General features: G+C 58.7%; 15 protein-coding genes. All 15 read right to left on the minus strand.

Annotated features, from left to right (window positions below; translation table 11 throughout):
* Window positions 1-23: 23 nt before the first annotated feature.
* On the minus strand, window positions 24-437 hold the full coding sequence (gene rplP, locus GTF44_RS17795; protein ID WP_145214999.1) for a 50S ribosomal protein L16: 414 nt from the start codon (window positions 435-437) through the stop codon (window positions 24-26).
* Between the two features lie 12 nt (window positions 438-449).
* Window positions 450-1,154 (minus strand): 30S ribosomal protein S3, encoded by a 705-nt coding sequence (rpsC, locus tag GTF44_RS17800; RefSeq protein WP_145214996.1) that lies wholly within the window; start codon window positions 1,152-1,154, stop codon window positions 450-452.
* Window positions 1,154-1,534 carry a 50S ribosomal protein L22 gene (rplV, locus tag GTF44_RS17805; RefSeq protein WP_145214993.1) on the minus strand — a complete coding sequence of 127 codons (381 nt, stop codon included), beginning with the start codon at window positions 1,532-1,534 and terminating at the stop codon, window positions 1,154-1,156. Before rplV ends, rpsC begins: the two co-directional genes overlap by 1 nt.
* Window positions 1,531-1,809 carry a 30S ribosomal protein S19 gene (gene rpsS, locus GTF44_RS17810; protein ID WP_171561501.1) on the minus strand — a complete coding sequence of 93 codons (279 nt, stop codon included), beginning with the start codon at window positions 1,807-1,809 and terminating at the stop codon, window positions 1,531-1,533. Before rpsS ends, rplV begins: the two co-directional genes overlap by 4 nt.
* Before the next feature lie 3 nt (window positions 1,810-1,812).
* Window positions 1,813-2,655, minus strand: coding sequence for a 50S ribosomal protein L2 (gene rplB / locus GTF44_RS17815; RefSeq protein WP_145214987.1), 843 nt, complete (start codon window positions 2,653-2,655; stop codon window positions 1,813-1,815).
* A 177-nt stretch (window positions 2,656-2,832) separates the two neighbouring features.
* Window positions 2,833-3,978: a serine/threonine-protein kinase gene (locus GTF44_RS17820; RefSeq protein WP_171561503.1), complete on the minus strand. Its 1,146-nt coding sequence runs from the start codon at window positions 3,976-3,978 to the stop codon at window positions 2,833-2,835.
* 138 nt (window positions 3,979-4,116) lie between these two features.
* Window positions 4,117-4,413: a 50S ribosomal protein L23 gene (locus tag GTF44_RS17825; RefSeq protein WP_145214981.1), complete on the minus strand. Its 297-nt coding sequence runs from the start codon at window positions 4,411-4,413 to the stop codon at window positions 4,117-4,119.
* The gene (rplD, locus tag GTF44_RS17830) at window positions 4,410-5,030 is read right to left on the minus strand and encodes a 50S ribosomal protein L4 (RefSeq protein ID WP_145214978.1); all 621 of its coding nucleotides are present in this window, start codon (window positions 5,028-5,030) and stop codon (window positions 4,410-4,412) included. The genes GTF44_RS17825 and rplD overlap by 4 nt, the downstream gene beginning before the upstream one ends.
* Entirely contained in the window at window positions 5,027-5,878 is an 852-nt protein-coding gene (gene rplC / locus GTF44_RS17835; protein WP_145214975.1) for a 50S ribosomal protein L3, read from the minus strand. The genes rplD and rplC overlap by 4 nt, the downstream gene beginning before the upstream one ends.
* A gap of 13 nt (window positions 5,879-5,891) precedes the next feature.
* Complete coding sequence (rpsJ, locus tag GTF44_RS17840) at window positions 5,892-6,206, minus strand: 30S ribosomal protein S10 (RefSeq protein WP_121899052.1); 315 nt, start codon at window positions 6,204-6,206, stop codon at window positions 5,892-5,894.
* Between the two features lie 80 nt (window positions 6,207-6,286).
* Window positions 6,287-7,462: an elongation factor Tu gene (gene tuf / locus GTF44_RS17845; RefSeq protein ID WP_145214922.1), complete on the minus strand. Its 1,176-nt coding sequence runs from the start codon at window positions 7,460-7,462 to the stop codon at window positions 6,287-6,289.
* A gap of 57 nt (window positions 7,463-7,519) precedes the next feature.
* A complete protein-coding gene (gene fusA / locus GTF44_RS17850) occupies window positions 7,520-9,637 on the minus strand; it encodes an elongation factor G (protein ID WP_145214972.1) in 2,118 nt (705 codons plus the stop codon).
* 52 nt (window positions 9,638-9,689) lie between these two features.
* Window positions 9,690-10,160 carry a 30S ribosomal protein S7 gene (rpsG, locus tag GTF44_RS17855; RefSeq protein WP_145214969.1) on the minus strand — a complete coding sequence of 157 codons (471 nt, stop codon included), beginning with the start codon at window positions 10,158-10,160 and terminating at the stop codon, window positions 9,690-9,692.
* A gap of 12 nt (window positions 10,161-10,172) precedes the next feature.
* Window positions 10,173-10,544: a 30S ribosomal protein S12 gene (rpsL, locus tag GTF44_RS17860; protein ID WP_121899615.1), complete on the minus strand. Its 372-nt coding sequence runs from the start codon at window positions 10,542-10,544 to the stop codon at window positions 10,173-10,175.
* Between the two features lie 373 nt (window positions 10,545-10,917).
* Window positions 10,918-11,835, minus strand: coding sequence for a DMT family transporter (locus GTF44_RS17865; RefSeq protein ID WP_171562928.1), 918 nt, complete (start codon window positions 11,833-11,835; stop codon window positions 10,918-10,920).
* Window positions 11,836-12,021: the final 186 nt, after the last annotated feature.

The following is a 12,021-nucleotide window of genomic DNA, read 5'->3' on the forward strand; positions in this document are numbered from 1 at the left end:
TCACGCTGCGGCAAAGCCATCGCTTACCAGTCTTCGCGAACGACTGTACGGGTTTTCACCGGCAGCTTCATCGCGGCGAGGCGCAGGGCTTCGCGGGCGACGGGCTCCGACACACCGTCGATCTCGAACATGATCCGACCCGGCTTCACTTTGCAGGCCCAGTAATCGACCGACCCCTTACCTTTACCCATCCGCACTTCGGTGGGCTTGGAGGTCACCGGCACGTCGGGGAAGATCCGGATCCAGACCCGGCCCTGACGTTTCATGTGACGGGTCATGGCGCGACGGGCGGCTTCGATCTGTCGCGCGGTGACACGCTCAGGCTGAAGCGCCTTCAAACCATAGGTGCCGAAGGTCAGGTCAGACCCGCCCTTCGCTTCACCCTTGATCCGGCCTTTGAACTGTTTGCGGAACTTTGTGCGCTTTGGTTGCAGCATCTCATCTACTCCTTAGCGGTCGCGGCGGGGGCGCGGGCCACCACCTTCCTGGAGCTCCTGGTGCTTACGATCGCGAGCCGACGGGTCGTGCTCCATGATCTCACCTTTGAAGATCCAGACTTTGATGCCGATGATACCATAGGCGGTTTTGGCTTCCGCGTGCGCGTAGTCGATATCGGCGCGGAGCGTGTGCAGCGGCACCCGGCCCTCACGATACCATTCGGTCCGCGCGATCTCGGCGCCGCCAAGACGGCCCGCGACATTCACCCGGATCCCGAGCGAGCCCATACGCATCGCGTTCTGAACCGAGCGCTTCATCGCGCGCCGGAACGACACCCGACGCTCAAGCTGCTGCGCGATGCTTTCGGCCACCAACGCGGCGTCCAGCTCGGGCTTGCGCACCTCGACGATGTTCAAATGCAGCTCGCTCTCGGTCATCGCGGCAAGTTTCCGGCGCAGCGTTTCGATATCCGCGCCTTTCTTACCGATGATGACACCCGGGCGCGCTGTGTGGATCGTGACGCGGCACTTGCGGTGCGGACGCTCAATGATCACACGGGACACGCCCGCCTGCTTGCACTCTTCGTTGATGAATTCGCGCATACGGATGTCTTCCAGCAGAAGATCACCATAATCTTTGGTATCGGCATACCAGCGGCTGTCCCAGGTGCGGTTCACCTGCAGGCGCATGCCAATCGGATTGACCTTATGACCCATTACGCTTGCTCCTCGACCTGGCGGACCGTGATGGTCAGCTCGCTGAACGGCTTGATGATGCGGCCAAACCGGCCCCGAGCCCGCGGACGTCCGCGTTTCAGGGTCAGGTTCTTGCCGACATAGGCTTCGGCAACGACCAACTCATCCACATCCAGGTTATGGTTGTTTTCGGCATTGGCGATGGCGGACTGAAGGCATTTCTTCACATCCACGGCGATCCGCTTTTTCGAGAAGGTCAGATCGGCCAGAGCCTTCTCCACCTTCTTGCCACGGATCATCTGCGCCACAAGGTTCAGCTTCTGCGGGCTCGTGCGCAGCATGCGGGACTTTGCCATCGCTTCATTCTCCGCCACGCGGCGGGGGTTCTTATCCTTGCTCATTTGCGTTTCGCCTTCTTGTCGGCGGCGTGACCGTAATAGGTCCGCGTGGGCGAGTATTCCCCGAACTTCTGACCGATCATCTCTTCGGTGACGTTCACGGGGATATGCTTCCGACCGTTATAGACACCAAAGGTGAGGCCCACGAACTGGGGCAGGATGGTGGAGCGGCGCGACCAGATCTTGATGACCTCCTTGCGGCCGCTCTCGCGGGAGGCTTCGGCCTTCTTGAGGACATAGCTGTCGACAAAAGGACCCTTCCAAACAGAACGCGACATGCTTTAGCGCCCCTTCTTCTTGGCGTGACGCGAGCGGATGATCAGCTTCGACGACGCTTTGTTCTTGTTCCGGGTCCGGGCCCCTTTGGTGGGCTTGCCCCAAGGCGACACAGGGTGACGACCGCCAGAGGTCCGGCCTTCACCACCACCATGGGGGTGATCGACGGGGTTCATCACAACACCACGCACAGAGGGGCGGATGCCCTTATGACGGTTGCGGCCCGCTTTACCGAGGTTCTGGTTCGAGTTGTCGGGGTTCGAGACCGCGCCAACCGTGGCCATGCATTCCTGACGCACCAGACGCAGCTCGCCCGAGGAGAGCCGGATCTGCGCGTAGCCACCGTCACGACCCACAAACTGGGCATAGGTGCCTGCCGCGCGAGCGATCTGGCCGCCTTTGCCGGGCTTCATCTCGATATTGTGGATGATCGTGCCGATCGGCATGCCCGAGAACGGCATCGCGTTGCCCGGCTTGATATCGGCCTTGGCGGACGCGATCACCTTGTCGCCAATCGCCAGACGCTGCGGCGCCAGGATATAGGCCTGCTCGCCATCTTCATATTTGATCAGGGCGATAAACGCGGTCCGGTTCGGGTCATATTCGATCCGCTCGACGGTTGCCGCGACATCCATCTTGTTCCGCTTGAAATCGACGATGCGATAAAGGCGTTTCGCCCCACCGCCCTTGCGACGCATCGTGATCCGTCCGGTATTGTTCCGGCCGCCATTCTTGGTCAAACCCTCGGTGAGGGACTTGACCGGACGACCTTTCCAAAGCTCCGAACGGTCGATCAGCACCAGCCCACGCTGGCCCGGCGTCGTCGGCTTATACGACTTGAGTGCCATGCTTTCTGTCTTCCGTTTGCTTTGCGGGAGGTTGATCCCGTCTCTTGATATATAGGGCCCCGGAGGTCCCTGAATTTGGAGGTCTTTCGACCAAAAGCAGAACCCCGGACGAATCCGGGGCCTTGCCGATGGGGTCTGTTAAGGGATGGTGGGCGAGGGGTCAAGTAGAGAGAGAGGCTAAAAAGGGATCTCGTCGTCCATATCCGGATATGTTCTTTCACAGGCTTCGAGCCGCATCTGTAGATTATCGATCACTACGCCTCGCTTCTCGTCCGATAGCCCACGGAATAAATCGAGAAACCTCTCCAACGTTTGGACCTCGAAGTCGACAGATGTGAAATAGCTGAAGCCTCCTTGCACGAAGACTTGCAAGAGCTTGTTCGGTGCTGGCAAAACCTCTTCGAGCATCGTCTTCCTGTGCAGTTCCTCAAGTTTGGTAAGGATTCGAGTTGCATCGCGTTCAAACTTGGCATCCGCCCGTATTGACGCTGCGACTTCCGACAGACCGTTAGAAAAGTCTCTGTAGGACGCGATTTCCTCCTCAGAGAATGCGAGACCTGTAAAGCTTCCCGTCGTAACTTGCCCCTTCACATGCCAGAAATCCTTGCAACGACTTCCCCGGTCAGGGTCACACATCTTTCCCAATAGTGCCCGGAACTTGAAATCGCTTAATCCGTATTCCTCTACCGCCAATTGGAACAGCTTGCCAACAAAGTAGACTTCCGTCTGAAAATCATAAATGCCGTCCGCGAACTCAGGTGGTTTTTCGCACCACCAATTGAGTGAGATACTCTTTTCATCAGGCTTACCAACCGTTGCTTCCACCCGCTTCCCAAAGCCAAAGTCTATGATTTTGGGAGCACCTTCTTCGGTCACTAGTATGTTGGCTGGCCGGATGTCTCGGTGCAAAACTCCCCGCTGCTGCAAATGCGCGAAGCCGTCCACTACTTCTTCAAAAACCCTTTCTGCGCTTGCAGGATTCGACTGTATGAAATCCAGCACCTTCATCCCGGAAACATACTCCATGAGGATATACGAGGTCCCATATTCCTCATAATCGAAGAAGTTAAAGACTCTAACAACATTAGGATGATTCAACCGAAAGAGGGTTCTTGCTTCGTCGCGGAACCTTAGAAGCAAGTCATCGAATAACTCCTTGTTCTCTTGGCGTGATACGATCGGCTGATACTTTTTTGCTACGAACTCAGCATCCATGCCGTCATCTCTAAGGCGAACGGTCACACCACATGCACCCGCTCCCAACTCCTCAACTATCCGAAATTTCGCTGGCCGATTGAATTCAACCTCACGTTCCTCATTCATATGGTGGCGATCCTTCAGCGTTTGGCAGCGATTAAGAATAGAACACCGAAACCTGAGCCGAGCAACCGCAGCGGTTACAGCAAAAACCCCGACCGCTCGCGCAGCCGGGGCTTCAATCTTCACACCTGATCCGGAAAATCAGAGACCAGTGCTCACATCAATCGTGTTGCCCTCTTCGAGGGTCACATAGGCTTTCTTGACGTCCTTGCGGCGGCCGAGTTGGCCCCGGAACCGCTTGGATTTGCCTTTGGTGATCGTCGTGTTGACCGCTTTGACCTTCACACCAAAGAGGGTTTCAACCGCCTCTTTGATCTGCGGTTTGTTCGCGTCGATCGCCACTTCGAAGACCACGGCGTTCTGTTCGGACGCCATGGTGGCTTTCTCGGTGATGACCGGCTTGCGGATCACGTCGTAATGGGATGCGTCTGCGCTCATTTCAGGCGAGCCTCCAGTGCTTCGACACCCGCTTTGGTGAGCACCAACGTGTCACGCTTGAGGATGTCATAGACATTTGCGCCCATCGACGGCAGCACATCGAGACCTTCGATGTTGCGTGCGGCCATGGCGAAGTTTTCATTCACCTCGGCCCCGTCGATGATCAGCGCGCGTTTCCAGCCCAGGTCTTTGACCTGCTTGGCCAGCGCGCTGGTCTTGGGTGCGTCCAAATCGGCGTTGTCGATCACGACCAGCGAGCCTTCCGCCATCTTTGCCGAAAGCGCGTGCTTCAGGCCCAGTTTGCGGAACTTCTTGGTCAGGTCATGGCCGTGGCTGCGGACAACCGGGCCCTTATAGACACCACCGCCGCGGAAGATCGGCGCAGAGCGCGCACCGTGGCGGGCGCCGCCGGTGCCTTTCTGGCGATAGATCTTCTTGGTCGAATAGCTGACCTCGGACCGGGTCTTGACCTTATGGGTGCCGGCCTGCGCGTTGTTGCGCTGCCAGCGGACCACACGGTGCAGAATGTCGGCACGCGGCTCCAGGCCGAAGATGTCTTCGCCCAGATCGACGGAACCGGCTTTCTTGCCGTCCAGTTTGATCACGTCGAGTTTCATTCCTCACCGTCCTTCTTCTCGGCGTCCTCGGCAGGTGCCTCGGTTGCGGTGTCGGCTTCTGCTGCTTCCATCGCGGCCTGTTCCGCTTCTGCGGCAGCAGCAGCGGCAGCTTCGGCTTCCGCAGCGGCGGCGGCAGCGGCTTCCTCTGCGGCTTTTTCAGCTTCCTCAGCAGCCGATTTCAGCGCGGCAGGCAGAATGGCATTCTCAGGGAACGGTTTTTTCACCGCATCCTTGATCGTCACCCAGCCCCCTTTGGAGCCGGGAACGGCGCCTTTGATCATGATCAGGCCACGGTCTGCATCGGTGCGCACAACCTGCAGGTTCTGCGTCGTCACCTTGGCAGCTCCCATGTGCCCGGCCATTTTCTTGCCTTTGAACACGCGGCCCGGGTCCTGACACTGACCGGTCGAACCATGCGAGCGGTGAGAGATCGACACACCGTGAGACGCCCGAAGACCCCCGAAGTTGTGCCGCTTCATCGCGCCGGCGAAGCCTTTACCGATCGAGGTGCCAGAGACATCCACGAACTGGCCTTCAAAGTAGTGATTGGCGGTGATTTCTTCACCCACGCCGATCAAGTTCTCTGCGGCCACGCGGAACTCAGCCACCTTGCGCTTCGGCTCCACCTTGGCGGCCGCAAAATGGCCGCGCATCGGGGCGCTTGTGCGTTTGGCCTTGGCCGTGCCAGCGCCAAGCTGAACGGCCGAATAGCCATCCTTCTCGGGCGTCCGCTGTGCCACCACCTGCAGTTTATCCAGTTGCAGAACGGTCACCGGAACCTGGCGGCCATCCTCCATGAACAGGCGGGTCATCCCCACCTTTTTCGCGATCACTCCAGAGCGCAACATATCCGTCACCCCCTTAAACTTTGATCTCGACATCGACACCGGCGGCCAGGTCGAGCTTCATCAGCGCGTCCACGGTCTGCGGGGTCGGGTCAACAATGTCCAAAAGACGCTTGTGGGTCCGAATCTCCCACTGGTCGCGGCTTTTCTTGTCCACATGCGGGCCACGAAGGACCGTGAACTTCTCAATCTTGTTCGGCAGCGGGATCGGCCCGCGCACCTGCGCACCTGTGCGTTTGGCCGTATTGACGATCTCTTGCGTGCTGGCATCCAGAACGCGATAGTCAAAGGCCTTCAGCCGGATGCGGATATTTTGGCTTTGGACTGCCATGTTATCAGCCTTTCGAGGCAATTGGAGTTGATAGGAGGAGTGGCCACCACGGCCACCCCTCGTCGAACCCTTAGGGTCTTTTACTCGATGATTTTGGAGACGACGCCGGCGCCGACGGTGCGGCCGCCTTCGCGGATGGCGAAGCGGAGGCCGTTTTCCATCGCGATCGGCGCGATCAGCTCAACGTTGAACTTCAGGTTGTCGCCCGGCATCACCATCTCGGTGCCCGAGGGCAGCTCAACCGTGCCGGTCACATCCGTGGTCCGGAAGTAGAACTGCGGGCGGTAGTTCGCGAAGAACGGCGTGTGACGGCCACCCTCTTCCTTGGTCAGGATATACGCCTCGGCTTCGAACTTCGTGTGCGGGGTCACAGAACCCGGCTTACACAGAACCTGGCCACGCTCAACGCCGTCACGGTCCACACCACGCAAGAGCGCGCCGATGTTGTCGCCCGCTTCACCGCGATCCAGCAGCTTGCGGAACATTTCAACGCCGGTACAGGTGGTTTTCGAGGTGTCGCGGATGCCCACGATCTCGATCTCGTCACCCACATTGATCACGCCACGCTCAACCCGACCGGTCACAACCGTGCCGCGGCCAGAGATCGAGAACACGTCTTCGATCGGCATCAGGAACGGCTGATCCACGGCGCGCGCCGGCGTCGGGATGTACTCGTCAACCGCCGCCATCAGCTCAGCGATCTTCTCCGACCCGATGGCGTCGTCGCGACCTTCCAGAGCGGCCAGGGCCGACCCTGCGATGATCGGGATATCGTCGCCCGGATACTCGTAGGAGGAGAGCAGTTCGCGGATTTCCATCTCGACCAGCTCCAGCAGTTCTTCGTCGTCGACCTGGTCCACTTTGTTCATGAACACGACCATGTAGGGGATACCCACCTGGCGGCCGAGCAAGATGTGCTCACGGGTCTGCGGCATCGGGCCGTCAGCCGCGTTCACCACCAGGATCGCGCCATCCATCTGCGCCGCACCGGTGATCATGTTCTTCACATAGTCGGCGTGGCCGGGGCAGTCCACATGGGCGTAGTGACGGTTGTCCGTCTCATATTCCACATGCGCCGTCGAGATCGTGATCCCGCGCGCTTTCTCTTCCGGCGCACCGTCAATCTCGTCATAGGCTTTGAAATCGCCAAACTGCTTCGTAATCGCTGCCGTCAGCGTCGTCTTGCCATGGTCAACATGGCCAATCGTGCCAATGTTCACATGCGGCTTACTACGCTCAAACTTTTCCTTTGCCATGATGGCCTCCTTGTCTTTTCGGGTGGTGGGTAGAGCGGGGATCTCCCCGCCACCCGGTTATGCGTATTGCGACTGAATCTCTTCCGAGATGTTCTGCGGGACCGGATCGTAATGATCGAACTGCATGGTGAACTGCGCACGGCCCGAAGACATCGAACGCAGCGTGTTGATGTAGCCGAACATATTGGCCAGCGGCACCATCGCGTTGATGGCAATGGCGTTACCGCGCGGCTCTTGGCCCGTCACCTGACCCCGACGCGAGGTCAGATCGCCGATGATCCCACCAGTGTAGTCCTCGGGCGTCACCACTTCGACCTTCATGATCGGCTCGAGCAATTTCGCGCCAGCTTTCTTCATGCCTTCGCGCATGCCCATACGGGCGGCAATTTCAAAGGCCAGAACGCTGGAGTCCACATCGTGGAATTTCCCGTCGATCAGCGCGACTTTGAAGTCGATCACCGGGAAACCGGCCAGCGGGCCGCTATCCATGACCGATTTGATGCCTTTTTCCACGCCAGGAATGTATTCCTTCGGAACAGCACCACCGACGATGCGGGACTCGAAGGAATACCCTTCGCCCGGCTCGGTCGGCGAGATGATCATTTTCACTTCGGCGAACTGACCCGACCCACCGGACTGCTTCTTGTGGGTGTAGCTATGCTCGACCTCGTGGCCGATGGTCTCACGATAGGCCACCTGCGGCGCACCGATATTGGCTTCGACCTTGAATTCCCGCTTCAGGCGGTCAACCAAGATGTCGAGGTGCAATTCCCCCATGCCCTTCATGATGGTCTGACCGGATTCCAGATCGGTCTCCACGCGGAAGGACGGGTCTTCAGCGGCCAGACGGGCCAAGCCTTGCGACATTTTCTCTTGGTCGGCTTTGGTCTTCGGCTCCACCGCGATCTCGATCACCGGATCGGGGAAGGTCATGGTTTCCAGAACCACCGGATCGTTGACGTCGCAAAGCGTGTCGCCCGTGGTGGTGTCTTTCAAACCGGCCAGCGCGATGATGTCGCCCGCAAAGGCTTCTTCGATCTCTTCGCGGTTGATCGAGTGCATCATCATCATCCGGCCGACACGCTCTTTCTTCCCCTTGGTGGAGTTGAGCATCGTGTCGCCTTTCTTCAGCACACCGGAATAGAGGCGTGTGAAGGTCAGCGAGCCGACAAACGGGTCGTTCATGATTTTGAACGCCAGGCCAGAGAAGGCCATGTTGTCATCGGCGCGGCGGGCGATGTCGCGGGTTTCCGTTTCGTCACCGGGTTTGAAGCCCATGTAATCGACCACATCCAGCGGGCTGGGCAGGTAATCGATCACAGCGTTCAACAGCGGCTGAACACCTTTGTTCTTGAACGCGGAACCGGCCAGAACGGGGATGAATTTGATCTCGAGCGTGCCCTTACGGATCAACGCACGCAACGTGTCCACATCAGGCTCTTCACCTTCGAGATACGCCATCATGGCATCGTCATCCATCTCGACCGCGGTCTCGATGAGCTTGCCGCGCCATTCCTCGGCGGTCTCTTTCAGGCTGTCGCGGATCGGCCGTTTTTCCCAGGACGCCCCCAGGTCTTCGCCGGCCCAGACCCACTCTTCCATGGTGATCAGGTCGACCACACCTTCCAACTCGTTCTCAGCGCCGATCGGGATCTGAATAGGTGCCGGTGTGGCCCCTGTACGATCCTGGATCATGTGCACGCAGTTGAAGAAGTCGGCGCCGATCTTGTCCATCTTGTTGACGAAGACAATACGCGGAACCTTGTAGCGGTCAGCTTGGCGCCACACAGTCTCGGTCTGCGGCTCAACACCGGCATTGGCGTCGAGCACGGCAACCGCGCCATCAAGAACCGCCAGCGAGCGCTCAACTTCGATGGTGAAGTCCACGTGGCCAGGGGTGTCGATGATGTTCAGACGATGCTTTTCGGTATCTGCGGTTTGCCCGTCTTCGGTCCGCTCCCAGAAGGTGGTCGTGGCCGCCGAGGTGATCGTGATGCCGCGCTCCTGCTCCTGCTCCATCCAGTCCATGGTGGCGGCGCCGTCATGCACCTCACCAATATTGTGGGATTTGCCAGTGTAATACAGGATCCGCTCCGAGCAGGTGGTTTTCCCTGCATCGATATGGGCCATGATCCCAAAGTTACGGTAGCGGTCGAGCGGATAGTCGCGAGCCATTTGGTTCAGTCCTCAGACAGAAATTTGCAGACGCCGGGCGAAGCCCGACAAATTACCAGCGGTAGTGAGAGAATGCCTTGTTGGCATCCGCCATTTTATGGGTGTCTTCACGCTTCTTCACAGCGGAACCGCGCGAGTTCACAGCGTCGATCAGTTCACCTGCCAAACGCTCTTCCATTGTGTTTTCGTTGCGCGACCGGCTGGCCGAGATCAGCCAACGGATCGCGAGTGCCTCACGACGCTCAGGGCGCACTTCGACCGGCACCTGATAGGTGGCACCACCAACCCGGCGGGAGCGAACTTCCAGCGCGGGCTTGATGTTGTCGAGCGCTTCGTGGAACACTTCCACAGGCGCGCGCTTCAGCTTCTCTTCAACCCGATCAAAGGCATTATACACAATGCGCTCGGCGACGGATTTTTTGCCGTCGATCATCAGGTTGTTCATGAATTTGGTCAAAACCCGGTCGCCAAATTTGGCATCGGGCAGAACTTCGCGCTTCTCGGCAGCGTGACGGCGGGACATAGGCTGATCCTCTTACTTGGGGCGCTTGGCGCCGTATTTCGAGCGGCGCTGACGACGATCTTTGACACCTTGGGTATCCAGAACGCCGCGCAGGATGTGATAACGCACACCGGGAAGGTCTTTCACACGACCGCCGCGGATCAGAACTACAGAGTGTTCCTGAAGGTTGTGGCTTTCACCGGGGATATAGCTGATGACCTCATAGCCGTTGGTCAGACGCACCTTGGCCACTTTCCGCATCGCCGAGTTCGGCTTCTTCGGCGTTGTGGTGTAGACGCGCGTACATACGCCGCGTTTCTGCGGGCAGGCTTCCAAGTGCTGCGACTTGGAGCGTTTGATTTTGGGCTGCCGCGGTTTGCGGATCAGCTGTTGGATCGTCGGCATTCGGTTCCCCGTCTTGCTCATTCATGTCAATTGGCGCCACGTCACATGACGAAAACACCAAAACCGCATGCGTCCCTTTCCTACCTGGAGGACGCCGCGGTGGGTTTCCCAGAGGATCGGGGCACTTAAACCGCCCGGATCATGGCCACTCAAATCTGTATGTCTGGCAATCTGGGCGCATGACGCACCCCTGCCAAGTGGCGCGCGGTATAGGGGGAATCGGATGGGCTGTCAACAGCGCCCCGAGCTTGGCTCTGGCCTTTGCACTAAAGGCACAGCGGGCATATCGACCCGTCGAGATATCTTGGCCGAACTGCTGTCTGATTGAGCGTGGCAAGCGGTGTCTCTCTTGCCTGGCCTTGGACGTCCTCGTCTAGAGCGGGCGGGCGTCATTTCCTCCGTCGTTGCCCGAGCCATTCTGCTCCGCGCGGCGGGCCGTGACCTGCTCGCGCCAGAGGGTAAAGAGCCCGGTCGCGACCACAATCGCGCCGCCAATCAACGTCAATCGATCCGGCCACTCGCCGAAAATCAGCCATCCAAGGATCAGAGCCCAGATCAGAGATGTGTACCGGAACGGCGAAACAAAGCTAATCTCGCCAACCCGCATGACCATGATCGAAAACAGATAGGCCGCGATGATCACAGTCGAAGCGGCAAAGATCAGCGCGATACTTCGCAGATCGGTCGCCCCCCAAGGTTCCGTCAACGAAACAAGCCCGCCAAATACGCCGACAACAGCCGCCGTAATCACCGCCACCCCCATGGACGGCGTCTCGGGGCTCAGCTGCCGGGTAATCAGATCGCGAGCCGTCACCATCGCCACCGCCCCCAAGGCAACAAGCGCGTAGATCGTGAAACCATCGCCGCCAGGTTGCACAATCAACATCACACCGACAAACCCGATTAAGATCGCAAGAAGCCGCCGCCACCCGACCGGTTCGCCCAGGAAGACATAAGCCGCCAACGTGACCGTCAGCGGCAGCGCCGATAGGATCGCGGTGACATTGGCAATCGGCATATTGATCAGCGCCGTTAGAAACGCGACCATGGCGGCAATCTCGGTCACCGTCCGCCAGAACACGCGGCCGCGGTCCCTTGGAGGGATGCGGAAATTCAGCCCGCCCAATGCCCAGACCATCACAGCCATCATCACCGTCGTGGTCACCCCACGCAAGAAAACCACCTGAAACAGCGGCAAATCCGCGGCCAGAAGTTTGACGCAGGCATCGTTAAGCGTGAACCCGGCCATGCTGCCCATCATGAACAGCGCGCCTTTGAGATTAGGGCTCATTCTTCCTCGCCATTGTTAGAAGCATTTGCTTGTGCAAATCGGTGCATGATCGGAAGCATGGGGTTCAGATCTCGGCCAATGAACTCCGCCAAGGATCAACGGCGCCGTCACCCTGCATCTGTCTTGTGACGGCGACGCCACCATGGATCAGATCGGAGAGCCGACAAACGCCAATGACTAATTGCT

It is taken from the genome of Roseobacter sp. HKCCD6576-2 (assembly GCF_013179285.1).
In the GTDB taxonomy this organism is placed as follows: Bacteria; Pseudomonadota; Alphaproteobacteria; order Rhodobacterales; family Rhodobacteraceae; genus Rhodophyticola; species Rhodophyticola oceani.